22 protein-coding genes and 1 pseudogene are annotated in these 23,519 nt (G+C 59.5%); 5 read left to right on the top strand and 18 right to left on the bottom strand.

The window, feature by feature from the left end; translation table 11 throughout:
* The first annotated feature begins 9 nt into the window (after positions 1-9).
* From JFT63_RS16890 to JFT63_RS16880, 3 genes are all read left to right on the top strand, one after another.
* The gene (locus tag JFT63_RS16890) at positions 10-702 is read left to right on the top strand and encodes a crotonase/enoyl-CoA hydratase family protein (RefSeq protein WP_198844335.1); all 693 of its coding nucleotides are present in this window, start codon (positions 10-12) and stop codon (positions 700-702) included.
* 212 nt (positions 703-914) lie between these two features.
* Positions 915-1,658: a 1-acylglycerol-3-phosphate O-acyltransferase gene (locus tag JFT63_RS16885; RefSeq protein WP_198844334.1), complete on the top strand. Its 744-nt coding sequence runs from the start codon at positions 915-917 to the stop codon at positions 1,656-1,658.
* 158 nt (positions 1,659-1,816) lie between these two features.
* Positions 1,817-2,788, top strand: a complete 972-nt coding sequence (locus JFT63_RS16880) for a magnesium and cobalt transport protein CorA (RefSeq protein ID WP_003193449.1) — start codon at positions 1,817-1,819, stop codon at positions 2,786-2,788.
* Here the strand turns inward: JFT63_RS16880 and JFT63_RS16875 are convergent.
* The 3 genes from JFT63_RS16875 to JFT63_RS16865 form a co-directional block, all read right to left on the bottom strand.
* Positions 2,785-3,510, bottom strand: coding sequence for an amidotransferase (locus tag JFT63_RS16875; RefSeq protein ID WP_198844333.1), 726 nt, complete (start codon positions 3,508-3,510; stop codon positions 2,785-2,787). The two genes, JFT63_RS16880 and JFT63_RS16875, sit on opposite strands and share 4 nt — an antisense overlap.
* A 206-nt stretch (positions 3,511-3,716) precedes the next feature.
* Positions 3,717-5,861 carry a 3-hydroxyacyl-CoA dehydrogenase NAD-binding domain-containing protein gene (locus tag JFT63_RS16870; RefSeq protein WP_198844332.1) on the bottom strand — a complete coding sequence of 715 codons (2,145 nt, stop codon included), beginning with the start codon at positions 5,859-5,861 and terminating at the stop codon, positions 3,717-3,719.
* Positions 5,862-5,877: 16 nt separating this feature from the next.
* Positions 5,878-7,083, bottom strand: coding sequence for an acetyl-CoA C-acetyltransferase (locus JFT63_RS16865; protein WP_057701103.1), 1,206 nt, complete (start codon positions 7,081-7,083; stop codon positions 5,878-5,880).
* A gap of 645 nt (positions 7,084-7,728) precedes the next feature.
* Here JFT63_RS16865 and JFT63_RS16860 point away from each other — a divergent pair.
* Entirely contained in the window at positions 7,729-8,529 is an 801-nt protein-coding gene (locus JFT63_RS16860) for a c-type cytochrome (protein ID WP_198844331.1), read from the top strand.
* A 103-nt stretch (positions 8,530-8,632) separates the two neighbouring features.
* On the opposite strand, the gene JFT63_RS16855 is transcribed toward JFT63_RS16860, so the two are convergent.
* From JFT63_RS16855 to JFT63_RS16790, 14 genes and pseudogenes are all read right to left on the bottom strand, one after another.
* A complete protein-coding gene (locus JFT63_RS16855) occupies positions 8,633-9,415 on the bottom strand; it encodes a transglutaminase family protein (protein WP_186558275.1) in 783 nt (260 codons plus the stop codon).
* Positions 9,412-10,359 carry an alpha-E domain-containing protein gene (locus tag JFT63_RS16850; protein ID WP_057701106.1) on the bottom strand — a complete coding sequence of 316 codons (948 nt, stop codon included), beginning with the start codon at positions 10,357-10,359 and terminating at the stop codon, positions 9,412-9,414. Before JFT63_RS16850 ends, JFT63_RS16855 begins: the two co-directional genes overlap by 4 nt.
* A 4-nt stretch (positions 10,360-10,363) precedes the next feature.
* Positions 10,364-11,773, bottom strand: a pseudogene (locus tag JFT63_RS16845) (circularly permuted type 2 ATP-grasp protein).
* 436 nt (positions 11,774-12,209) lie between these two features.
* Positions 12,210-12,551, bottom strand: coding sequence for a ribonuclease E inhibitor RraB (locus JFT63_RS16840; protein WP_005790456.1), 342 nt, complete (start codon positions 12,549-12,551; stop codon positions 12,210-12,212).
* A gap of 213 nt (positions 12,552-12,764) precedes the next feature.
* On the bottom strand, positions 12,765-13,025 hold the full coding sequence (locus JFT63_RS16835) for a hypothetical protein (protein ID WP_198844330.1): 261 nt from the start codon (positions 13,023-13,025) through the stop codon (positions 12,765-12,767).
* Positions 13,026-13,104: 79 nt separating this feature from the next.
* Positions 13,105-13,710 (bottom strand): START domain-containing protein, encoded by a 606-nt coding sequence (locus JFT63_RS16830; RefSeq protein WP_186558272.1) that lies wholly within the window; start codon positions 13,708-13,710, stop codon positions 13,105-13,107.
* A 41-nt stretch (positions 13,711-13,751) separates the two neighbouring features.
* On the bottom strand, positions 13,752-14,006 hold the full coding sequence (locus tag JFT63_RS16825) for a YkgJ family cysteine cluster protein (RefSeq protein ID WP_186558271.1): 255 nt from the start codon (positions 14,004-14,006) through the stop codon (positions 13,752-13,754).
* Positions 14,007-14,170: 164 nt separating this feature from the next.
* Positions 14,171-14,662, bottom strand: coding sequence for a hypothetical protein (locus JFT63_RS16820; protein ID WP_057701111.1), 492 nt, complete (start codon positions 14,660-14,662; stop codon positions 14,171-14,173).
* Between the two features lie 93 nt (positions 14,663-14,755).
* Entirely contained in the window at positions 14,756-16,195 is a 1,440-nt protein-coding gene (locus JFT63_RS16815) for an aminotransferase-like domain-containing protein (protein ID WP_005790467.1), read from the bottom strand.
* 258 nt (positions 16,196-16,453) lie between these two features.
* On the bottom strand, positions 16,454-17,266 hold the full coding sequence (locus JFT63_RS16810) for an OmpA family protein (protein WP_057701112.1): 813 nt from the start codon (positions 17,264-17,266) through the stop codon (positions 16,454-16,456).
* Complete coding sequence (locus tag JFT63_RS16805; RefSeq protein ID WP_057701113.1) at positions 17,263-17,625, bottom strand: DUF4398 domain-containing protein; 363 nt, start codon at positions 17,623-17,625, stop codon at positions 17,263-17,265. Before JFT63_RS16805 ends, JFT63_RS16810 begins: the two co-directional genes overlap by 4 nt.
* Positions 17,626-17,634: 9 nt before the next feature.
* On the bottom strand, positions 17,635-18,450 hold the full coding sequence (locus JFT63_RS16800; protein WP_198844329.1) for a substrate-binding periplasmic protein: 816 nt from the start codon (positions 18,448-18,450) through the stop codon (positions 17,635-17,637).
* A 164-nt stretch (positions 18,451-18,614) separates the two neighbouring features.
* The gene (locus tag JFT63_RS16795; RefSeq protein ID WP_034120769.1) at positions 18,615-19,544 is read right to left on the bottom strand and encodes an electron transfer flavoprotein subunit alpha/FixB family protein; all 930 of its coding nucleotides are present in this window, start codon (positions 19,542-19,544) and stop codon (positions 18,615-18,617) included.
* A gap of 2 nt (positions 19,545-19,546) precedes the next feature.
* Entirely contained in the window at positions 19,547-20,296 is a 750-nt protein-coding gene (locus JFT63_RS16790) for an electron transfer flavoprotein subunit beta/FixA family protein (protein WP_198706914.1), read from the bottom strand.
* A 484-nt stretch (positions 20,297-20,780) separates the two neighbouring features.
* Between JFT63_RS16790 and JFT63_RS16785 the strand changes: the two genes are divergently transcribed.
* Positions 20,781-22,445, top strand: coding sequence for an electron transfer flavoprotein-ubiquinone oxidoreductase (locus JFT63_RS16785; protein ID WP_198706915.1), 1,665 nt, complete (start codon positions 20,781-20,783; stop codon positions 22,443-22,445).
* Positions 22,446-22,596: 151 nt separating this feature from the next.
* Here JFT63_RS16785 and JFT63_RS16780 read toward each other — a convergent pair whose 3' ends face one another.
* Positions 22,597-23,490 carry an AraC family transcriptional regulator gene (locus JFT63_RS16780; protein WP_057701116.1) on the bottom strand — a complete coding sequence of 298 codons (894 nt, stop codon included), beginning with the start codon at positions 23,488-23,490 and terminating at the stop codon, positions 22,597-22,599.
* Positions 23,491-23,519 lie beyond the last annotated feature (29 nt).

The raw sequence follows: 23,519 nt of genomic DNA, 5'->3' as shown, positions 1-23,519 counted from the left end.
AACCGCGTCATGAGTGAGTTGATTGCCTACCACTTCGAAGACGGTATCGCGACCCTGACCCTGAGCAACGGCAAGGTGAATGCCATTTCTCCGGCGGTGGTCAGTGAGTTTAATGCGGCGCTGGATCAGGCCGAGAAGGATCGGGCGGTGGTGATCATCACGGGCACGCCGGGGATTTTGTCGGGTGGTTATGATTTGAAGGTGATGACCGCCGGCCCTAAAGAGGCGATTAGCCTGGTGACGTCGGGCTCAACCCTGGCGCGGCGCTTGTTGGCGCATCCGTTCCCGGTGATTGTGGCCTGCCCAGGCCATGCGGTGGCCAAGGGCGCGTTCCTGTTGTTGTCGGCCGATTACCGTATCGGCGTCGACGGCCCGTTCAGCATTGGCCTGAATGAGGTGGCGATTGGCATGACCATGCACCATGCCGGTATCGAGTTGGCGCGGGATCGTCTGCGCAAGTCGGCGTTTCAGCGTTCGGTGATCAATGCCGAGATGTTTGATCCACAAGGCGCCCTGCACGCCGGTTTCCTCGACAAGGTGGTTGCACCGGAAGAACTGCAAGCGGCTGCACTGGAAGCGGCACGGCAGTTGAAGAAGATCAATATGAACGCGCACAAGCACACCAAGTTGAAAGTGCGCCGCGCACTGCTCGAAGCCCTGGACGATGCAATCATCCAGGATCAGGGCCATAGCCTGAGCTAAGTCCTACACCTTTCGTGCCTGAGCCCGACCTTGAGTCGGGCTTTTTCTTACCTATAAATGTGAAACGTCCGTAGCCGCTCTAGCTAGCCGTTATCGACCAACGTGGAAACATGCGCTTAAACATCGGCTATCTCCTACGTCTGTAGGGGCAATTGCCGAATACAGTGCACATCCGTACACTGCGCCACCTTTTGTCCCGATGGGCCGTGTCGATGCTTTTTCTGTTGCGTATGTTGTTGATGGGCCTGCATTTTATGATCGCTGGCGTGCTGGGTGTGCTGGTCGGTGTGTGCCGGCCGTTCAATCCGGACAACAGCCGTCTCTGCGCTCGCCTCTATGCGTTGCCGGCCATGCGGATCCTGGGCTTGAAGGTGAAGACCGACGTCGACTCGCTGCGCAACAAGCCCGGTACCTGCGTGGTGATCGCCAACCATCAGTCCAACTACGATCTGTTTGTGCTCGGCAATGTAGTGCCGCACCGCACGGTCTGCATCGCCAAGAAAAGCCTGAAATGGGTACCGCTGTTCGGCCAGCTGTTCTGGCTGGCGGGCAATGTGCTGATCGACCGTGGCAATGCACACAAGGCGCGGCGGGCGATGCTGACCACTACGCATACCTTGCAGCATAAGGACACGTCGATCTGGGTGTTCCCGGAGGGCACGCGCAACCTGGGCAAAGGGTTGTTGCCGTTCAAGAAAGGTGCATTCCATATGGCGATTGCGGCCGGTGTGCCTATCGTGCAGGTGTGTGTCAGCAATTACGTGACGCAGATGAAGCTCAATCGCTGGAACAGCGGTGAGGTGCTGATACGCTCGTTGCCGCCGATTCCTACCTGTGGCTTGACGGTGGATGACATCCCTCAGTTGCTGCTGACGTGTCAGACGCAGATGGATGAGTGCATCGCGCAGATGGACCGTGAGCTTGTAGGAGCGAGCTTGCTCGCGAAAAACGTATAAGCGACGCGGGTCACCTGATGGCGCTGCGTTATCGGTGACGATTTTCGCGAGCAAGCTCGCTCCTACAGGGGAGTGGGCAATGTCGGTGAGCAACAACGGAACGCCATTCAGGCTAAGCTGCCCAACATCTGTCCTCTTGATAAGAAGTGATCAGCACCATGGGTAGAGTTGTTGCGGCTGCCGTCTACAGCGCCGGTAAAAAAGTCTCGGATATCACCCTCGATGAAGGCGCGGCGTGGGCGGCCAAGCCCGGGCACTTTGTGTGGATCGGCCTGGAAGAACCCAGCGCACAGGAGTTGAACAACCTGCAACGCCAGTTCAACCTGCATGAACTGGCGATCGAAGACGCCATGGAAAAACACAGCCGCCCGAAGCTGGAAACCTTCGGCGACGCGCTGTTTATCGTCACCTACTCACCGGTGCGCGAGAACGGCAAGCTGGAGTTTATCGAAACCCATATCTTCGCCGGCAACGGTTACATCATCACCGCCCGCAACGGCCACTCGGCGTCCTACGGTTTTGTGCGCCAGCGTTGTGAGGCGCGACCGTTGTTGCTGGAGCATGGGGAAGATTTCGTACTCTATGCGCTGCTGGATTTTGTCACCGAAAACTATCAGCCGGTGAGCGAGGCGATCCATGCCGAGATCGATGAGCTGGAGCGCAACGTGCTGTGCAGTTCGCTCAACGAGCGTGATATCCAGCATCTCCACGGCCTGCGCCGCGACGTGTTGCGGCTCAAGCGGCATGTGGCGCCGATGGTGGAAATCAGCCAGGAGCTGCAGAAGCTGAGCTTCCCGTTTATCGACAAGAACATGCGCCCGTATTTCCGTGACGTGCAAATCCACGTGACGCGGCAAATGGAAGACCTCACCACCCTGCGCGACATTGCCAGCCAGACCATCGAGATCGGTGTGTTGCTGGAGGCGTCACGCCAGAGCGTGGTGCAGCGCAAGTTCGCGGCGTGGGCGGCGATCCTGGCGTTCCCCACGGCGGTGGCAGGGATTTACGGGATGAACTTTCAGAACATGCCCGAGCTGCAATGGCACTACGGCTATTTTGCGGTGCTCGGGTTTATTACCTTGGGCTGTACCGGTTTATGGGCAAGTTTCAAGCGTTCGGGCTGGCTTTAAGCCTTGGCTTCAGGCTGATGCGCAACGAAGCGCATCATCCATTCCGCCACGGTGACGCCATGGTGGTCGCGATCCAGGCTGGCCACGCCGTTGCTGTAGACCTTTTCACCCAGGGTTGTCTGAAGTATTTCCAGCAACTCACGGGAATAGTCGTGAACAAACTCCGGATGGCCCTGGAAGCACAGCACCTGGTCGCCGATGTGGTACGCGGCAAACGGGCAGAATTCGCTGGAAGCGATCACGGTGGCGTTTTCCGGCAAGGTGGTCACTTGATCCTGGTGGCTGATCAATAGCGTCAGTTCCGGCACCTCAGGACTCATCCATGGCGTCTTCGCATCCAGCTTGTAGGCGTGGGTGCCCATGCCCCAGCCCTGGCTGGCGCGTTCGGCCTTGCCGCCCAGCAGCAGCGCGAGCAATTGATGGCCGAAGCACACACCCAGCAGCTTGTCGCCACGCTCGTAACGCGTGAGCAAGTACGCCTTGAGGGTTTGGATCCAGGGGTCAGTGCCAAACGAGTCGGCCTTGCTGCCGGTGATCAGGTACGCGTCAAACACCTCGTCATCCGGCGGGTATTCGCCCTGCACCACGTTGTAGACCACAAACTCGGCGGCAATCGGTTGCTTGGCGAACAGGCGCTTGAACATCTGCCCATAGCCTTGGTACTCATCGATCAAAGCGGGACGCAGAATATCGGTTTCCAGGATGCAGACGCGTAGCGACATAAAAAATACCTGACACGGCGATGGGAATATTGCACACCCCAGAGCCTGCCCTGAAATACCTCCCCAAAGCAAGCCCTCAATGGCCGCCCACACTCCCTGTAGGAGCGAGCTTGCTCGCGAAGAACGTCAACGATAACGCAGGTATCCTGGATAAAAGCGTTGCCTGTGCGTTTTTCGCGAGCAAGCTCGCTCCTACAGTGAAACGTCTAAAACGTTGCACCCTTTGCGGCTTTTTCCAGCAACAACGCCGGTGGCGAGAAGCGCTCCCCGTACTCTTCGGCCAGGTAACGGGCGCGGGCGACAAAATCGTTCAGCCCGTACTGGTTGATAAACTGCAACGCGCCGCCACTCCAAGCGGCAAAGCCGATGCCGAAGATGGAACCAACGTTGGCATCCGCCGTGGACATCAACACGCCCTCCTCCACGCAGCGTACGGTTTCGATGGCTTGGATAAACAGCAAGCGGTCACGCACGTCCTGGGGTGAGATTTGCTTACCGGGCTGTTCAAAGCGGGTTTTCAGCTCAGGCCACAGGTGCTTCTGGCCGCCAGCGGGATAGTCGTAAAAACCAGCGCCGGCCGCCTTGCCCGTGCGCTTGTATTCGTTGACCAACAGATCAATCACCGCCGTCGCCGGATGGTTCGGCAGTGCCTTGCCTTCGGCCAGCAGGTCCTTGGCCGTTTGCTGGCGGATATGGCTCATCAGGCTCAGGGACACTTCATCGGACACCGCCAGCGGCCCCACCGGCATCCCGGCCTTGCGCGCTTCGGTCTCGATCATCGGCGCGGCTACACCTTCGCCGAGCATGGCGATGCCTTCGTTGGTGAAGGTGCCGAATACCCGCGAGGTAAAGAAGCCACGACTGTCATTGACCACAATCGGGGTTTTCTTGATTTGCAAGACGAAGTCGAAACCCCGGGCCAGGGTTTCAGCGCTGGTACGGGTGCCTTTGATGATTTCCACCAGCGGCATCTTGTCCACGGGGCTGAAGAAATGCAGGCCGATAAACCTGGTTTGATCGGGCACCGCCGTGGCCAGGCCGCTGATGGGTAAAGTGGAAGTGTTGGAGGCAATCACTGCATCGGCCCCCACCACGCTTTGCGCGGCAGCCGAGACCCTGGCCTTGAGTTCGCGGTCTTCGAACACGGCCTCAATGATCAAGTCGCAACCGGCCAGGTCGGCGTCCTCCTGCGTAGGATGAATACGCGCCAGGGTGGTTTCGCGCTGTTCGGCGGTCAATTGCCCACGGCTGACTTTCTTGTCCAGCAAGGCAGCGCTATGGGCTTTGCCTTTCTCGGCGGCGGCGAGCGTGATGTCTTTGAGCACCACTTCCACACCCGCACACGCGCTGACATAGGCGATGCCCGCCCCCATCATCCCGGCGCCGAGCACGCCAACCTTATGGGTGACGTGAGGGGCAAAACCCTGCGGGCGTGAGCTGCCGGCGTTGATTTCATTGAGCTGGAACCAGAAGGTGCCGATCATGTTTTTCGCCACCTGCCCGGTCACCAGTTCGGTGAAGTAGCGGGTTTCGATCAGGTGTGCGGTGTCAAAATCCACCTGGGCGCCTTCAACGGCAGCGCAGAGGATTTTCTCCGGCGCCGGGAAGCAGCCATTGGTTTTGCTGCGCAGGATCGACGGGGCAATGGCGAGCATCTGCGCGACCTTGGGGCTGGACGGCGTGCCACCAGGGATTTGATACGCCTTGTTGTCCCAGGGTTGCCTGGCCTCTGGATTGGCGAGAATCCAGGCGCAGGACTTGGCCAGCAGCTGCTCACGATCGGCTGCCAGTTCATCAATCAAGCCGGCTTGCAAGGCCTGGGCTGGCCGGATTTTTTTGCCTTCGAGCAAATACGGCAGGGCTTTTTCCAGGCCCAGCATCCGCACCATGCGCACCACCCCGCCACCACCCGGCAACAGGCCAAGGGTGACTTCGGGCAGACCCAACTGCACGGACTTGTCGTCCAGCGCGACCCGATGGTGGCAGGCCAGGCAAATTTCCCAGCCGCCGCCCAAGGCCGCGCCATTGATCGCGGCCACCACCGGTTTACCGAGGGTTTCAAGGCGGCGTAATTGCGCCTTCAACACCAGCACGCTGTCATGGAAATCCTTGGCGTGGGCCTTGTCGACCTTGATCAGCTCGTTGAGGTCGCCACCGGCAAAAAAGGTCTTCTTGGCCGAGGTGATCACCACCCCGGCAATCTCGTCCCTCTCAGTTTCCAGGCGCGTGACGGTGGCCGCCATCGCTTCGCGGTAGGCGGCGTTCATGGTGTTGGCGCTCTGGCCGGGCATGTCCAGGGTCAGTACCACAATCTGGTCCTGGCCTTTTTCGTAACGAATGGCATCGGTCATGACAAATTCCTTGGGCTCAGAGGCGTTCAATAATGGTGGCGATACCCATGCCACCGCCGACACACAGGGTGGCCAGGCCGTAGCGTTGCTGGCGTACCTCCAGCTCGTCGAGCAAGGTGCCGAGGATTGCGCAACCGGTGGCGCCCAACGGGTGGCCCATGGCGATGGAGCCGCCGTTGACATTGACCCGTGCGGCGTCGATGCCCATGTCCTTGATGAACTTGAGCACCACCGAGGCAAAGGCTTCGTTGACTTCGAACAGGTCGATGTCTTCAACCCGCAGGCCGGCCTTGGCCAGCGCCTTGCGGGTAGCCGGTGCGGGGCCGGTGAGCATGATGGTCGGGTCGGTGCTGGTGACTGCCGTGGCGACAATGCGCGCCCGCGGTTGCAGGCCCAGTTCGCGCCCCTTGGCCTCGGAGCCGATCAACATCAATGCCGCACCATCAACGATGCCGGAGCTGTTGCCCGGTGTGTGCACATGATGAATGCGTTCCACATGGCTGTAGACCCGCAGCGCGGTGGCGTCAAAGCCCATCTGGCCCATCATTTCGAAGCTGGGCTTGAGCTTGCCCAAGCCTTCGAGGGTGGAGTCACCCCGAATAAATTCGTCATGATCCAGCAGCACGATGCCGTTCTGATCCTGCACTGCGATCAACGACTTGTTGAACGAACCGTCCGCTCGGGCCCTGGCCGCCTTCTGCTGGGACTGTAGGGCAAAGCTGTCCACATCCTGGCGAGTGAACCCTTCCAGAGTGGCAATCAGGTCAGCGCCGATGCCTTGAGGGGTGAAGTGGCTGTGCATATTGGTTTGCGGGTCGAGCACCCAGGCACCTCCATCGCTGCCCATGGGCACGCGAGACATGGATTCGACGCCACCCACCACCACCAGATCTTCAAAGCCGGAACGCACTTTCATGGCCCCCAGGTTGACCGCTTCCAGGCCCGAGGCGCAGAAGCGGTTGACCTGTACGCCGGCGACGCTGATATCCCAGTCCGCCACCAGGGCGGCGGTCTTGGCGATGTCGGCACCCTGGTCGCCCACCGGAGTGACGCAGCCCAGGACGATGTCATCCACCTGGCGGGTGTCGAGGTCGCTGCGTTGCGCCAGCGCCGTGAGCAAACCGGCCACCAGATTTACCGGCTTGACGCTGTGCAAGGCACCGTCGGCCTTGCCTTTGCCCCGGGGCGTGCGTATCGCATCAAAGATCAAAGCTTGAGTCATGACATCCTCGAACCGCTGTGGGTGTATGCCCCTACCTTAGGCCCGATTGACACGGTTTCAATGACGGATGCGCTCATTGCTTTTGACCCCCTCGCTCGGACGAACGGTAGGTAGCTACGGGAATTCCCTGATTAATCGTTTTAGCTGTCTAGCCCTAGGGCTCGCGCCAAGATGGCAATACGCCTCATGACGTTTTTAGCGCAAATGCTGATTAGCTGATATGAAATGGATCTAAGCGAAGAAGATCGGGGGCTCTAAGGTTGAACCTGTAGGCCGCTGCTGCCGGGTTTTGCTGGAGCAGTTGTAAGAAAAGTGCAACGTCATCTCGCGATACTGAAATAAACCGGCACGCATTTGACGCTCAGGAATAACAACAAATAGGCAGTCAGCCATGTTCAAACATTCGAAAGTACGTCAGGCGGGACTTATTCTGTTCGCCACCACACTGATTCTGATCTTGCCCAATTTAACCAAGGTTATTGGGTGACGCTTCCAGCTTCCGTGCACACACCGCACCAGGCCTGCAGCCTTTGGCAGCACCTGCCGGGATATTGCGCTTAGCGCTCCTGTTGCAGGGGCTTTCTTTTTACCTGCCGTTTTCCGTTATCGTGTGCGCCCTCACTCTCTCGCAACGGGGCCTGTGCCTTGAAACCGATCCTCGCCCTTTTTGCCCTGCTGCTGAGCCTGCCTGCGGCGGCGGCACAGTTGACCATCGAGTTGGACCACAGCCAAAAAACCTGGCAAACCGCCGAGTTGCTCAAGCACCCGGGCGCACAGACGGTGCAGATCGTCGATGATGTGTCCTACAAGCGCACTATGACCTATCGCGCGGTGCCCCTCGCGCTGCTCTTACCGGGCCTTAAACCTGCGAACCACCTGCAAGCCGTTGCCCTTGATGGTTTTGCCGCCGAACTTGCCGCCGCGCCGTTACTGGAAAAAAACGGTGCCCGCGCCTGGCTGGCCGTGGAAGACCCGGCCCATCCGTGGCCGGCGCTGGCACAGGGCAAACCCAGCGCCGGACCGTTCTATCTGGTCTGGACCAACCCTCAAGCCGGGCATATCAGCCCGGAACAGTGGCCGTTCCAGGTATCAAAATTCAAGCAGTTGCAGACGGTTGGCGAGCGTTTTCCGGCGTTATTGCCCGACCCGAAGCTGGCGGCGAACGACCCAATCAACCAAGGCTTTGCGTTGTTCCAGAAGAACTGCCTGGCGTGCCATCGCCTCAACGGCGGCGGTGATGCCCAGATGGGCCCGGACCTGAATGTGCCCTACAACCCCACCGAGTATTTCAGCGCAGATTTCCTCAAGCGTTACATCCGCGACCCGCAAAGCCTGAGGCATTGGCCACAAGCGAAAATGCCAGCGTTCACGGCAAGTGTATTGCCAGACAATGAGTTGGATTTGCTGGTGGATTATCTGCGGCACATGGCGGGCCGCAAGTTGTAGGAGCGAGCTTGCTCGCGAAAAACCTGAGAGCATCGTTGGTTATCAGGCTCCCCGAGTAATCGTTAACGTTTTTCTCGAGCAAGCTCGCTCCTACCGTTATCGGTTATTGCTGAGGCGCCACGAATACCTTGGCGTGCATCTGCTCATGCCCACCGCCACGGCGCATGCCCCGGACCGGGCAGGCGTCGAGGTAGTCCAGGCCCACGGCCAGCTTCAAGTGCCGCTCCGGCCTGGCCAGTTGGTTGGTCACGTCAAAGCTGTACCAGGCGCCCTCCAGCCAGGCTTCGGCCCAGGCATGGCTGGCCAGGTGCGCGCTGTCTTCGGTGTACAAATACCCCGACACATACCGCGCCGCGATGCCCAGGCTGCGCGCGCAGGCCAGAAATGCATGGGTATGGTCCTGGCACACGCCTGCCGCGCCCGCGAAGGCCTGGGCGGCACAGGTATCGACGGCGGTAGCCCCAGGCGTGTAGATCATCGCCTGGTTGAGAGCCTGCATCAGGTCGATCAATGCCGTGCGGTCACGACGCTGATGACAGTGTTGTTCGGCAAACCGGCGCAAGGCCTCGTCGGGCTCGGTCAGGCGTGTGCTGCGCAGGAACGGAAAGGGAGACTGGCTTTCGTGCTCGGCTTCGCGCAGCTCATCAATTTCTACCTGGCCACGGGCGCCGATGATGATGGCGTCGTGGGGTTCATCCAGAGTCAGCACATGCAGGATGTTGCCGAAGGGGTCCACTTGCGCCCGCACCGGGCGCGGCAGGTCCAGTTGCCAACTGAGCACGTGCTGGCGCTCGCTGTCGTGGGGTGTAAGACGCAGGTATTGAATGCTGGCGCGTACCTGGTCTTCGTAGTGGTAGGTGGTTTCGTGGCTGATGGAGAGTCTCATGCCGCCTCCAGATAGGAACTGTAGATGGCGTCGCCCAACTGGCGGACCAAGGGGATAAAGTCGGTCAGCCAGGCGTGCAGGCCTTCCTCAAGGATTTCGTCGATGGCGGTAAAGCGCAGGCGCGCATCCATCTCGGCAGCCAGGCGCTGGGCAGGGCGACCATTGAGGCCGGGCAGGCTGGCGAGGATCTGATCGATCTCTTCACTGCACGCTCGCAGTGAGCGCGGAACATCAGCCCGTAACAGCAGCAGCTCAGCGACCTGCCGAGCCCCCGGGGCATCGCGATAAATCTCGGTGTACGCCTCGAATGACGACAGCGCACGCAGCAACGCGCTCCACTGGTAATACGCGTGAGCCGTACCATCGCTGAGCGCCGCCTGGTCGCCGGCCATTTCGTAGCGGGCATCCAGCAGGCGCAGGGTGTTATCGGCGCGCTCGATAAAGGTGCCCAGGCGGATAAAGCGGAAGGCATCGTTGCGCATGATGGTGCCGTAAGTGGCGCCCCGAAACAGATGGGAGCGCTCCTTGACCCACTCACAAAACCGGCTCATGCCGTAGTGGCTCAGCCCCTGTTGGGCGATGTCGCGAATGTCCAGCCAGGTGGCGTTGATGTTTTCCCACATGTCGGCGGTGATGCGCCCACGCACCGCATGGGCGCTGGCTCGCGCGGCACCGAGGCAGCTGTAGATGCTGGCCGGGTTGGCCGCGTCCAGCGCAAAAAAATGCAGCAGGCGCTCGGCATGAAGTTCGCCATGACGGGCGTGGTAATCCTCCAGCGTGCCGGTGATCAATAACGGCATGGCCAGTTCGTGCAAGCCATCGCCGCGCCCATCCTGAGGCATCAACGACAGCGAATAGCTGACATCCAGCATACGCGCGAGGTTTTCTGCGCGTTCCAGGTAGCGAGACATCCAGTACAAATCCGAGGCAGTTCGACTCAACATGGCATCAGTCCTCGACCACCCAGGTGTCTTTGGTGCCGCCGCCCTGGGACGAGTTGACCACCAGCGAGCCTTCGCGCAGCGCAACGCGAGTGAGGCCACCCGGTACCACCCGGGTTTCCTTGCCGGACAACACGAACGGGCGCAGGTCGATATGTCGGGGCGCGATACCGTTATCAACGAAGGTCGGGCAAGTAGACAAACACAGGGTCGGCTGTGCGATATAGGCATGGGGCCTGGCCTTGATGCGCGCACGGAACGCTTCGATTTCGGCCGTTGTGGACGCCGGACCAACCAACATGCCGTAGCCACCGGAGCCCTGGGTTTCCTTGACCACCAGGTCGGGAAGATTGGCCAGCACGTGGGACAACTCGTCAGGCTTGCGGCATTGAAAGGTCGGCACGTTCTGCAGGATCGGTTCTTCGTCCAAATAGAAACGGATCATTTCAGTCACGAACGGATACACCGATTTATCGTCCGCCACCCCGGTGCCGATGGCATTGGCCAGCACCACATTGCCGCAGCGATAGGCAGCGAGCAGGCCCGGCACACCGAGCATGGAGTCGGGGTTGAATGCCAAGGGATCGAGGAAGGCATCATCGAGCCGGCGGTAGATCACATCGACCGCCTTGGGGCCGTCGGTGGTGCGCATGAACACACGGTCATCACGCACAAACAGATCCGCGCCCTCCACCAGTTCCACCCCCATTTCCCGGGCCAGGAAGGCATGTTCGAAGAACGCACTGTTGAAGCGCCCCGGGGTCAGCACCACCACGCTGGGGTTATCCAGAGGGCTGGCGCTTTTGAGGGTATCGAGCAACAGGTTGGGGTAATGGTCGATGGGCGCGATGCGCTGGGCGGCGAACAACTCGGGGAACAGGCGCATCATCATCTTGCGGTCTTCAAGCATGTAGCTGACACCGCTGGGCGTGCGCAGGTTGTCTTCCAGCACTTAGTAGGTGCCATCGCCATCACGTACGAGATCTACCCCAGAGATGTGGGAGTACAGATCACGGTGCAGATCCAGGCCCTGCATCGCCAACTGGTACTGCTCGTTGGCCAGCACCTGTTCGGCGGGCACGATACCGGCCTTGATGATGCGCTGTTCGTGATACAGGTCGGCGAGGAACATGTTCAACGCCTTGACCCGCTGGATGCAGCCACGTTCGACGATCCGCCATTCACTGGCCGGAATGCTGCGCGGGATGGTATCGAAGGGGATCAGGCGCTCGGTGCCCTGCTCGTCTCCGTAGAGGGTGAAGGTGATACCGGCACGGTGGAACAGTAAATCGGCTTCACGGCGACGCTGGGCCAACAGTTCGGCAGGGGTATCGGCCAGCCAACGGGCGAACTCGCGGTAATGGGGGCGCACCTGCCCTGCCCCATCGTACATTTCATCGTAATAAGTGCGGATCATGCCGTACTCCTTGTCACTGGGACGCAAGGACCTTCGCAAGGCCCGTGCCATCGACATAAACACTTATTTATCAATGGGTTGAATAAATAAAACGGTTCCGCCGCACCGTCCTGGTGCGCAGAATGCCCGCTGTGAGGTGAGGCGCTTCATTGCAACGCGCGTTTTGACTATCACCCGCATAGTCAGAGTTGATTTCACTGCTCGGCAGACACCCCACATAATCCCTTCCATCAGCTGATCAGGAGATGTCCTACAGCTAACGCTTTTGCGCAATCGGTAATGTGTTACCTGTTGTACTGATTTACTCCTCAAGGTTCCCTTTCCGCCACCCTATCCGGGTGGTTTTTTTTGCGCGCAAGACTGTGATGTGCAGCTCTGAAAACAAAAACGGCCGACCCAAAGGTCAGCCGATACGCTGCGCTGCTCATAACACTTGCTACATGGGTAACCCACGCACCTCCTGCTTGACGCCCCATCCTTCGATGATGCCGCCGAGCGGCTCGACCACCGCTTCAAAGTCTTGCTCAAAGTCTCCTATACCATCGTAGGTGGCGAACATGACCTTGCTCAACTCCAGGTACCAGGCGCCGTCGTCGCGCGCACTGACCTGGGCATTGAGTGACTCTCCACGAAATCGACCCGCAGCCCTGCGCGCCCGTTCCTCATCCGGGAAAATGGCGTAGAACTCGATAGGGTGAAAACGCGAAAAATCAAAACCGCCTTCTTTCATGCGGCGCAACACGTTGGTGCTGATGTCTTCTTGATAGGCTGTGCTCATGAAAAGTGCTCCTCAAATGATGGATAGACTTTCCGTGCTTCCCGAAGCTCGCGCCCTACTGGCGCGAGTACTACGGCAGGAACAACACCGCTGGAAAACAAGCATGTAGCTGACAAGACCAGACCTTAGCGATTCATTCGCTGATCTCGATTGCAGAGTAGCGCGAAGCTCGCACCTCCACCATAGGTGCTTGGAGGGGGCTAACGGAAATATTCAGGCTGCGGGTTCGACCCTGAGGTCTTTGATAGCATTTTGATCATGCAGGCTCTTGACCGTGGGATCGGGAACACGATCGGCAAGGTCGTTAAGGTCCAGCTTTTCTAACACCGGCGACACACGCACGCGCACCATCTGTGCGGCTTCTTCCAGGGTCGGCTCATGCTCGCAGTCGAATTGCTGGACTACCGGCTCGCCGCGGTCATTGATGAAAGAAACATTCCACTTCGGCATCGGTGCCTCCTCGATAAAACCCATAGGTGGGCTCACTTGTATCTTGACCTTGAGGGCTCGCCAAACGTTCCACTCAAGGCCGGAGGCACCTGATCAACAGCGCTTATTTTTCAGCGTGTTCCTTCAAGGCTTTCAAGGTGTTGAACGGCGCGTCCACCACGAACTTGTTGGCCAGCCACGACGGCACACTACCGCCTGGCTCGGTGTGTACCTGATAGGTCACTTCAGTTTCGTTGGCGCCTTTGGGTACCAGTTTCCAGAAGCCATCAACCTGGGCCACTCGCACGTAGCCTTTTTCTTCAGGCTTGTAGGTCGGCACGCCCTCCAGTTTGCGCGTAACGCTGCCGTCAGCGGCTTTGGTGGTGGTGACGTGGATATACGAATCACGATCCGTCACAGGGAACGGCGCCTTGAACTGGGTGTAGGTCCATGCCTCATCGCCTTTCTTGTCGACGAGCTTCTGGGATTTGCATTCATGGATCCACGCACAGGCACCTGCGACGTCTTCCTGCAAAGCCTGGATTTTGGCGACCGGCGCCTTGATGACTGTCACACCGCGATAGGCTTTGTACTTGGAGCCGGCAATTTCGCTCAGCGAGATCTTGATGCCGTCTTCGTCCTTGGCAACCTGCCAATCCTCAGCCTGGGCAGTGGCCGCAAACATCATCGTAAAACCGCACACCACAGCCATTCGTTTCAGCGAACCCATCGTTGTATTCCTTGTTGTTGAAGTTCCGATAGTAAAGCCCATCAAGCCGCCGTCATTTGCTCCCACCAGCCGATCAAGCGAATCGCATCCGCCTGGTCGTTACCACAAACCTCAAAATCGGCCTTGAAATCACTGCACACAGCCGGACGTTCCGGTTGACCGAACAACTGGCACAGTTGTTCCGCTGACAGGTGCAGGCAACGCACGCCTGCGGGTTTACCCTGGGGCATTCCCGGCAGCGGTGAACTGATAGAGGGGGCAATGCAGCAAGCGCCACAGCCTTCACGGCATTTCATGACCAGCAGGTCCTCGACGACTCAATAGGGATGGCCGGGCTAGAGTACGCCCTTAAACAGCCGTTTTAAAATGGTCCAACAGGGGTTTTTCGCACAAAACAAAGGTGACCAACCAGTCTGCGACAGATGGTCGGCAACCCGGGTCACCTGTGACTGAGGATTTTTTATTGCTTGAATTCGAAATCCAGCGCGGCGCCTTCTACATCGTGACGCTCATCGTTGCGCAGTTGCAGCTTCATCTCATTGCTGAGCAAGCGGCCGTTAATCTGAAATGCACTGTTGTCGGTGGGCTTTTCACCGAACATCGGCGGTAGCAAGGGCACGCTTTTGGGCTTGGGCATGGTGCCGATCGGCTGCAAGAGCCTGACCATGTCGGAGGGCAGGGACAGATCCAACTGTGCCGGTGGCAGTTTGGTCTGGGCCACTTCACGGGCCGACTTGGACTTGCTCGCCACAGGGGCGCGCTTTTTGGTCTTCACCGCTTTTTTTGCGGTGGCCGGGGCTTTTTTGGCGGGTGTTGGCTGCTTGGCCGACGACTTTTGCTCGGCACTCGCGGCGGGCTTTTCGTCAGCCACCGACGTTGCGGCCAGCACAGGGGCAACGTTGCACAGGCTTAACAGGCCAATCACCAAGGTCACGCGAAAAATAGACGTCATATCGCCAACAGCATTAACGGCAGAAGGCCATATGCTCGCTTGTTGTGCGCGGCATGACAAGGGCACAGATCAACGCTGTCCCCTTTGCACCCCTCAAAAGCCCGCCGCCGTCTCCTGGCACAACTGGCTGGCAAGCATACCCAAGGTCATCAACGCCCGCTCTGCCTCGCGGTTCCACGGGGTGCCGCAATTAAGACGGATACAGTGGTTGAATTGCTCGGTATTACTGAAGATCAACCCCGGCGCAATGCTGATGCCCTGTTGCAGGGCACGCACGTGCAGCTCCTGGGTATTGACCCGCCCCGGCAAACTGACCCACAAAATAAAGCCCCCGGTCGGACGGGTCATCTGGGTGCCTTCCGGGAAATATTGCTGCACCGCCAGCTGGAAGGCGCTGAGGTTCTTGCGGTACTCCTGGCGAATGTAACGCAGGTGACGGTCGTAGCCGCCGTTTTCCAGGTAGGCCGCCACGCCCATCTGCGTGACGCTGCACGCGGAATGAGTGCTGAACATTTGCAGGCGCTGAATCTCCTGCTGGTACTTACCGGCGATCATCCAGCCAATGCGCACGCCGGGGGATAAGGTCTTGGAAAAGCTCGAACAATAGATGACCCGGTCCAGGCGGTCATAGGCTTTAAGGGCCTTGGTGCGGCCCAGTTCGAACATCAGCTCGCCATAGATATCGTCCTCGACGATCTGGATATCGAAATCCGAAGCCAGGCGCAGCAATTGCTTCTGCCGCTCCTCGGGCATGGTGCCGCCCAGGGGGTTGCTCAGGCGCGTGGTCAGCACCAACGCTTTGATCGACCACTGGTTGGCCGCCAATTGCAGGGCTTCCAGGCTCATGCCCGTGGCGGGGTCGCTGGGGATCTCGATGACTTTGAGGCCGAGCAAATCGGCCAGTTGCAGCAAGCCGTAGTAAGTCGGGGATTCGGCGGCGATCAAGTCGCCGGGCCGGGTCAGTACGCGCAAAGACATCTGCAACGCATCAACACAGCCATGGGTGATCACTACTTCGCTGGGGTCGACGACCACACCGGCATCGCGCATACGGATCGCCACCTGGCGGCGCAACGGTTCAAAGCCGGGGCTGAACATGTAGCTGAACGCCCGTGGGCTCTGGAACCGCGTGACCTTGGCCAACTGCTGGTGCAGCGCCCGTACCGGCAGGTAGTCCACACTCGGCACAGCTGCGCCCAAGGGGAATACCCCTTCACGGCGTGACTCGACCAACACCTGCTGGATGATGCTGCTGCGGGTCACCAACCCCGGGCGCTCGACCCGGGCGATGTCTGGCGTCGGCGCCGTAAGTGCCGGGGTCTGGTGCACGTAATAACCCGATTGCGGCCGCGCCCGAATCAGCCCCTGGTCTTCCAGGTTAGCGTAGGCCTGCAATACCGTGGCATGGCTCACATTCAGCTGGGAGCTCATCTTGCGCACAGAGGGCACGCGCTCTCCCGGTTGGTAGACACCGCGCCGGATGTCCTCAGCCAGTTGCTGGGCAATGCGTTGGTAAAGCAACAGATTGGTCATGACGCAGCACTCGATTTCACGGCTATTTTATTTTTGTGTGAAACATACCAGCACAGTTTAGAAGTGTACGGGGACAGTTGTCACAATAGTCGAGCGCGGGCGGGAGTGACAGCAAAAACTGTAAAGGGAGTACGCCCGACAAACTTTAGGAGCGAGCTTGCTCGCGAAAAACTCATGGACGCCGCGTTTCTTCAGGAAGTACGCGTTATCGTTGACGTTTTTCGCGCGCAAGCTCGCTCCTACAGAAGGCGATGGCTGTTAGCGAGCGGCGCCCAGTTGGCCCTTCTCGTCAGAGAACACGATTTCCACCCGGCGGTTCTGCGCGCGGCCACGCTCGGAGGCGTTGGCTTCTACCGGGTACTGGTCACCGTAACCCTGGACTTCGATACGCTTGTCGTCGACCCCCAGGTCCATCAACAGGTCTGCCACCGATTGGGCACGGTCGCGAGACAGTTTGAGGTTCTCCTGCTCGCCCCCGGTGTTGTCGGTGTAGCCCTCGATACGCACCCGACGCTTGGGGTTCAGTTGCAGAAACTGCACGATCTTGAGCACGGTGCGGCTGGCCGAGTTTTGCAGTTCGGCTTCGCCGGTGTCGAACAGCACATCCCCCAGGGTCATCACCAGGCCTCGGTCGGTCTGGGTGGTGAGGCTGGCGATCTGCGCTTCAACCCACTTGCCCTGCTGCTGCACACTGGCCAGCTTGTTTTCGCGCAGGGCCAGTTGCAGGCGCTGACGCTCCAACTCAAGCTGGGCGCCGCGCTCGGCATTGAGGCCCTGCTCGGTGTGTTCACGGGCGATGGCACTGTAGCGCTGGCTCAGGTAGGCGTAATGCACCACGTCGGAGCCGCTGCCCCAGTAGCTGGACAGGCGATCGGCACGGGCCAGGGACTCGCCGGCGCGGATCACATCCTTGGGCGCAAAGCGCAGCACGTTGGCGTCTTCCTTGACCTTCTGGAAGTCATCGCCCGCCTGTTGCAATGCCTGCTCGCTGCTGGGCTGGCTGGCGCACCCGCCCAGGGCCGCGCTGCCCAAGAGCAACGCACAGCTCAAACCACGGATCATCGGGCTCATTGCGCGTCTCCCAGTTGCAGTTGCTTGCGCAGGCGAGTGATACGGGTATTAAGCACGTTCAATTGTTCCTGGCTCTTGGCGGTCAGCACTTTTGCCTCGGCCAGGCGCGCATCCAGCTCGGCCTGCTCGGCCCGCATACGCGCGCGTTTGAAGGATTGGTCGGCCATGTTGGACTTGGCCCTGGCGAATTTTTCTTCGGCCAGTTTCAGCTCGGGCGATTCATCGGCGTTGACCCCGACCGCGTTGGCTTGCTCCAGGGCTTGCTGGGTCAGGCGCATTTGTTCATTCGGCGCAGGATCGGTTGCACATCCCGCCAGAGCGACAACGGCAAGGGCCGCGAGAAGAGGTCGAAAAATCACTGTAAATCCCTACTTTATTGGGGTACCGACGGGTTGTTGCAATTGCGCCTTCCAGCGCTCCAGGTTGCGCTGCAGCGCGGCTTGCGCGACACCGGAGGCGGGCAATTCTGTCATCTTTTTAGTCAACTGTCCGCGCAGCCACGGATCATTGCAGGCGGAGTTGTGCGAAATCGCCAGGTACAGGCCGGGCTGGTCGACAGGCACCGAGTGGGCGACCAAGTCGTTACTCATGCCCAAGGTCTGGGCCATGGCCATGCCGGAATAGCGCCCCGCCAGCACGTAGTCCACTTCACCCAACAGCAGTTTCTGGAACGCTGGCGTGAGATTCGGCAAGCGTTGCAGGCTGAGCTGCTGGCCGGCGAAAGTTTCGAATTCAGCGCTTAAACGGGCGCGCTCCGATACCGCGCCCTTGTGGCCGTGCAGGTCAGCGGTCGTGGTGTAGACCAGCGGCGAATCCTTGCGCGTCCACACCAAATAATCGGTCTGCACCAACGCGGGATGGATGTAGTCGAAATTGTCCAGTTCACCCAGATTCAACGGCGCGTCAGCGAGGATGTCCATACGCCCGCTGCGCGCTTCATCCAGGGCCAGGGAGCGTTTGCCACCATAGAGCAGGTCGATTTTAAGCCCAAGCTCTTTGCCCACTTGTTGCAGCACGTCGGCGGTGGCGCCAATCAGGTGCGTGGGGTCTTGAGGGTCGCGCCACAGCAAGGGCGGTGCGTCCGGGCTGCCGGTGATCACCAGGCGCTCGCACTTGCCGGCGGCGAGCGTCAGGCTCGGCAGCAGCGCAAGGCCCAGCAGTACAGTCCAGGGGCGCAGTTCCATGGCATGTTTCTCCGTAAAAGTTCTTGCTCGCGAAAACGTCAACGATAACGCGTGCTTTCTGAATAAATGCGGCGCCTGGGAATTTTTCGCGAGCAAGCTCGCTCCTACAGGGAATAAAAAAGCCCGGTCACAAGACCGGGCTCTTTATAAGTGAAGTGGCTGGATTAGACCAGCTTCTCCAACTCAGGTACGGCTTCGAACAAGTCCGCCACCAGGCCATAATCGGCGACCTGGAAGATCGGCGCTTCTTCGTCCTTGTTGATCGCAACGATCACCTTGGAATCTTTCATACCGGCCAAGTGCTGGATAGCGCCGGAGATACCGACGGCAATGTACAGCTGTGGCGCAACGATCTTGCCGGTCTGGCCGACCTGCATGTCGTTGGGTACGAAGCCTGCGTCGACGGCTGCGCGGGAAGCGCCGACCGCAGCACCCAGCTTGTCGGCCAGGGCGTACAGGTGTTTGAAGTTGTCACCGTTCTGCATGCCACGCCCGCCGGAAACGACGATCTTGGCAGCGGTCAGTTCAGGACGGTCCGACTTGGCCAGCTCTTCGCCGACGAAGCTGGAAGTGCCAGCGTCGTGGGCAGCGGAGACGGCTTCAACGGCAGCCGAGCCACCTTCGGCAGCAACCGGGTCGAAACCGGTGGCGCGTACGGTGATGACCTTGACCGAGGCGTTGGACTGCACGGTAGCGATGGCGTTACCGGCGTAGATCGGGCGCTTGAAGGTGTCGGCGCTTTCTACCGAGATGATCTCGGAGATCTGGTCAACGTCCAGCTGCGCGGCAACGCGTGGCAGGATGTTTTTGCCGTTGGAGGTAGCGGCGGCCAGGATGTGGCTGTAGCCAGCGCCAAGCTCGGCGACCAGCGGTGCAACGTTTTCCGGCAGCTGATGCGCATAAGCGGCATTGTCAGCGTTCAGGACTTTGCTCACGCCTGCGATTTTTGCAGCCGCTTCAGCCACGGCGCCAGCGCCCTGACCAGCAACCAGCACGTGGATGTCCCCACCGATTTTAGCGGCAGCGGCCACGGTGTTCAGGGTGGCCGGGGCCAGTACCTTGTTGTCGTGTTCAGCGATTACCAAGATAGTCATGATTAGATTACCTTCGCTTCGTTTTTCAGTTTCTCGACCAGTTCAGCCACCGACTTGACCTTGATGCCCGCGCTGCGTGCAGCCGGCGCTTCAACTTTGATGGTCTTGTTGGTGGAGGCGGTGGAAACGCCCAAAGCGTCCGGAGTCACCGACTCAAGCGGCTTCTTCTTGGCTTTCATGATGTTTGGCAGGGACGCATAACGCGGCTCGTTCAAACGCAGGTCGGTGGTGACGATAGCCGGCAGTTTCAGGGAAACCGTCTGGGCGCCGCCGTCGATTTCACGGGTGACCGCAACGCTGTCGCCGCTCACTTCGACTTTCGAAGCGAAGGTGCCCTGGCCGTAACCGGTCAGTGCAGCCAGCATCTGGCCAGTCTGGTTGTTGTCGCTGTCGATGGCTTGTTTGCCCAGGATCACCAGCTGAGGCTGTTCCTTGTCGACAACGGCCTTGAGCAGTTTGGCAACGGCCAGGGAGGTCAGATCTTCAGCAGACTCCACCAGAATGGCGCGGTCGGCGCCCAGGGCCAAAGCGGTACGCAGCTGCTCTTGGGCAGTGGTCGGACCGATGGACACCACGACGATTTCAGTCGCAACGCCTTTCTCTTTCAGGCGTACGGCTTCTTCCACAGCGATTTCGCAGAAAGGGTTCATCGACATCTTGACGTTAGCAAGGTCGACGCCGGAATTGTCCGCCTTGACGCGAACTTTCACGTTGTAATCGACAACGCGTTTGACAGCTACAAGAACCTTCATGGATTCCTCGTTACTCTCCGGTGAAAAGAAAGTCGCCTAGGCGAACCTGGCGGTTGATGCTCATCGGCACACAAGGGCACCTCCAAAGACCTCGGCAGTGGCCTTGCACACGGGAAAATGATGACCGTTCGTCAGCGGTGACTGAGAGGTCATTCTTTATCGCGGCGTGTAAACTGCACACCAGCTTACCTTTGGACGTGCTCTTGAAACCTGCAGTCTGCCTACGGGAAGCGCGAAACCGACCGTATCTTGACCGGAACGCCTATTCTGGTCAATACGGCAAAATGGTCAGTCATAAGCCCCGTCGCTTTGATTTACCTAGGCTGCGGGCAATTCAAACAAACGTTTGTATTGGACGCTGCCAGTGGTCTATATATAATGCGCCACCTAGAGAGACAGGTGGGTCTTGCCGTTGTGCAGGACGATACCGAACCTCCACCCATTAGAAAAAAAAGCCTGTTGAGCCTTGAGTAGGAGATAGCCTGTGGAACGCGAATACATGGAATTCGACGTGGTCATCGTCGGCGCCGGCCCGGCGGGCCTGTCTGCCGCCTGCCGACTGAAGCAGAAGGCCGCCGAAGCCGGTAAGGAAATCAGCGTCTGCGTGGTCGAGAAAGGCTCCGAAGTCGGCGCCCACATCCTCTCCGGTGCTGTGTTTGAACCCCGCGCCCTGAACGAATTGTTCCCGGACTGGAAAGCCCTCGGCGCCCCGCTCCACACCCCGGTGGTGCGTGATGACATCTATGTACTGCGCAGCAGCGACACCTCCACCAAGGTTCCCGACTTCTTTGTGCCCAAGACCATGCACAACGAAGGCAACTACATCATTTCCCTGGGCAACCTGTGCCGCTGGCTGGCCCAGCAGGCCGAGAACCTGGGCGTGGAAATCTACCCGGGCTTCGCCGCCCAGGAGGCGCTGTTCGATGAAAACGGCGTGGTGCGCGGGATCATCACTGGCGACCTCGGCGTCGACCGCGAAGGCAAGCCCAAGGACGGCCTGTACACCCCAGGCATGGAGTTGCGTGGCAAATACACGCTGTTCGCCGAAGGTTGCCGCGGGCATATCGGCAAGCAACTGATCCAGCGCTTCAACCTGGACAGCGATGCCGACGCCCAGCACTACGGCATCGGCTTGAAGGAAATCTGGGAAATCGATCCAGCCAAGCATCAGCCAGGCCTGGTGGTACATACCGCCGGTTGGCCGCTGGACATCATGGGTAACGAGAACACCGGTGGCTCGTTCCTCTATCACCTGGAAAACAATCAAGTCGTGGTCGGTCTGATCGTCGACCTGTCTTACAGCAACACCTTCCTCTCGCCGTTCGATGAATTCCAGCGCCTCAAGCATCACCCGGTGCTGGCCCAGTACCTGGAAGGCGGCAAGCGGGTCAGCTATGGCGCCCGTGCGATCTGCAAAGGTGGCCTGAATTCGCTGCCGAAGATGGTCTTCAAGGGCGGCGCGCTGATCGGTTGCGATCTGGGCACCCTGAACTTCGCCAAGATCAAGGGCAGTCACACCGCGATGAAGTCCGGCATGCTCGCCGCCGACGCGGTGGCCGACCGCCTGTTTGCCGAATCTGAAGGCGGTGATGAGCTGACCACCTATGTCGACAGCTTCAAAGCCAGCTGGCTGTACGAAGAACTGTTCGCCAGCCGTAATTTCGGCCCGGCCGTGCACAAGTTTGGCGCGATCATCGGCGGCGGTTTCAACTGGCTCGACCAGAACATTTTCGGCGGCAAGATCCCCTTCACCCTGCACGACACCAAGCCGGACTACGCCTGCCTGAAGCTGGCCAAAGACAGCCAGAAGATCGACTACCCCAAACCGGACGGCAAGTTGAGCTTCGACAAGCTGAGCTCGGTGTTCATCTCTGGCACCAACCATGAAGAAGAGCAGCCGTGCCACTTGAAGCTCAAAGACCCAAGCATCCCGATCGGCACCAACTTGCCGCTCTACGATGAACCGGCGCAGCGCTACTGCCCGGCCGGCGTGTATGAAGTGGTGACCAAGGAGGACGGCGAGAAGCGCTTCCAGATCAACGCCCAGAACTGCGTGCACTGCAAGACCTGTGACATCAAGGACCCTTCGCAGAACATCACCTGGGTAACGCCAGAAGGTGCGGGTGGGCCGACTTACCCGAATATGTAAGTCGTTCGCTTAACCAGAAAAGGCTCCCGAGATGGGAGCCTTTTTTGTGGGCGATGTGGGAGCTGGCTTGCCTGCGATGGCGGTCTTCAGGTGCCAAATGTATGGCTGACCCACCGTTATCGCAGGCAAGCCACACAATGACCTTGTGGTGTCAGGCGGCACGCTCTTCGCCCGGGTTGCGCAGGAAATAGCGTTTGTACTCCCGGCTGAACTGCGACGTACTCTGGTACCCCACCTTGTGCGCCGCCTGCGCCACACTCATGCCTTCCACCAGCAGCAACTGCTGGGCCTTCAATAACCGCAGGCGCTTTAGGTACTGCACCGGCGACAGCAAGGTGCAGCGCTTGAAATGCTCATGAAACGTCGACGCGCTCATGTGCGCATACCCCGCCAGCGTCTCGATATTCAGCGGTTCGGCGTAATGGGCATGCAGGTGATTCAATGAGGTGGCGATGCGCGAAAACTGCCCCTGTTGTTCCACCAGTGCACGCAGCACATCGGCCTGTGGCCCGCGTAAGGCGGTGAACAACAATTCGCGCACCCGCGCCGGGCCCATGATCCGGCTTTCCAGCGGATCGTGCAGGCACTGCAAAAGCCGTTCAACGCACCCGCGCATGGCGTCATCGAGCACCACCGAGCTCATTGACTCCAATGTCTGCGCCGTCGGCGGCGGTCCGGCCTGCATGCCCATGGCGATCACCAACTCGCCCAACACCACTCGATCAATGCCGACCGTCACGCCGAGCAACGGCGCCCCCGGGGCCATGGCAAATGTTTCGCACTCGAACGGCACCGGCATGGCCTGGATCAGATAATGCCCGGCGCCATATTCCAGGGTACGCGGGCCCAGGTACGCGACTTTGCTGCCTTGGGCCACGAACATCAGGCTCGGCTCGTAGATCTGCGGCCCGCGCGCCACGTCGCAACTGGCGCGCAATACCTTTACACCGGGCAGGTGAGTCGGGGAAAAACCGTCGCGGGATGCAAGCCCCTCAATCAAGGCGACCAGGGTGGCGTTGGCATCGAGATGGCGGGTCAGCAGCATGGCAAAAAACTTCGCGAATTAGGGATGAG

It is taken from the genome of Pseudomonas sp. MF7453 (assembly GCF_016405455.1).
Taxonomy (GTDB): domain Bacteria; phylum Pseudomonadota; class Gammaproteobacteria; order Pseudomonadales; family Pseudomonadaceae; genus Aquipseudomonas; species Aquipseudomonas paralactis.
This window is presented reverse-complemented; position numbering and strand designations above follow the sequence as displayed.

What these genes read in the sequence shown, in the direction of transcription:
- JFT63_RS16890 (WP_198844335.1), top strand. Translation starts at nt 10, where the DNA reads ATGAGTGAGTTGATTGCCTACCACTTCGAAGACGGTATCGCGACCCTG.
- JFT63_RS16885 (WP_198844334.1), top strand. Translation starts at nt 915, where the DNA reads ATGCTTTTTCTGTTGCGTATGTTGTTGATGGGCCTGCATTTTATGATC.
- JFT63_RS16880 (WP_003193449.1), top strand. Translation starts at nt 1,817, where the DNA reads ATGGGTAGAGTTGTTGCGGCTGCCGTCTACAGCGCCGGTAAAAAAGTC.
- JFT63_RS16875 (WP_198844333.1), bottom strand. Translation starts at nt 3,510, where the DNA reads ATGTCGCTACGCGTCTGCATCCTGGAAACCGATATTCTGCGTCCCGCT.
- JFT63_RS16870 (WP_198844332.1), bottom strand. Translation starts at nt 5,861, where the DNA reads ATGACCGATGCCATTCGTTACGAAAAAGGCCAGGACCAGATTGTGGTA.
- JFT63_RS16865 (WP_057701103.1), bottom strand. Translation starts at nt 7,083, where the DNA reads ATGACTCAAGCTTTGATCTTTGATGCGATACGCACGCCCCGGGGCAAA.
- JFT63_RS16855 (WP_186558275.1), bottom strand. Translation starts at nt 9,415, where the DNA reads ATGAGACTCTCCATCAGCCACGAAACCACCTACCACTACGAAGACCAG.
- JFT63_RS16850 (WP_057701106.1), bottom strand. Translation starts at nt 10,359, where the DNA reads ATGTTGAGTCGAACTGCCTCGGATTTGTACTGGATGTCTCGCTACCTG.
- JFT63_RS16840 (WP_005790456.1), bottom strand. Translation starts at nt 12,551, where the DNA reads ATGAGCACAGCCTATCAAGAAGACATCAGCACCAACGTGTTGCGCCGC.
- JFT63_RS16835 (WP_198844330.1), bottom strand. Translation starts at nt 13,025, where the DNA reads ATGGGTTTTATCGAGGAGGCACCGATGCCGAAGTGGAATGTTTCTTTC.
- JFT63_RS16830 (WP_186558272.1), bottom strand. Translation starts at nt 13,710, where the DNA reads ATGGGTTCGCTGAAACGAATGGCTGTGGTGTGCGGTTTTACGATGATG.
- JFT63_RS16825 (WP_186558271.1), bottom strand. Translation starts at nt 14,006, where the DNA reads ATGAAATGCCGTGAAGGCTGTGGCGCTTGCTGCATTGCCCCCTCTATC.
- JFT63_RS16820 (WP_057701111.1), bottom strand. Translation starts at nt 14,662, where the DNA reads ATGACGTCTATTTTTCGCGTGACCTTGGTGATTGGCCTGTTAAGCCTG.
- JFT63_RS16815 (WP_005790467.1), bottom strand. Translation starts at nt 16,195, where the DNA reads ATGACCAATCTGTTGCTTTACCAACGCATTGCCCAGCAACTGGCTGAG.
- JFT63_RS16810 (WP_057701112.1), bottom strand. Translation starts at nt 17,266, where the DNA reads ATGAGCCCGATGATCCGTGGTTTGAGCTGTGCGTTGCTCTTGGGCAGC.
- JFT63_RS16800 (WP_198844329.1), bottom strand. Translation starts at nt 18,450, where the DNA reads ATGGAACTGCGCCCCTGGACTGTACTGCTGGGCCTTGCGCTGCTGCCG.
- JFT63_RS16795 (WP_034120769.1), bottom strand. Translation starts at nt 19,544, where the DNA reads ATGACTATCTTGGTAATCGCTGAACACGACAACAAGGTACTGGCCCCG.
- JFT63_RS16790 (WP_198706914.1), bottom strand. Translation starts at nt 20,296, where the DNA reads ATGAAGGTTCTTGTAGCTGTCAAACGCGTTGTCGATTACAACGTGAAA.
- JFT63_RS16780 (WP_057701116.1), bottom strand. Translation starts at nt 23,490, where the DNA reads ATGCTGCTGACCCGCCATCTCGATGCCAACGCCACCCTGGTCGCCTTG.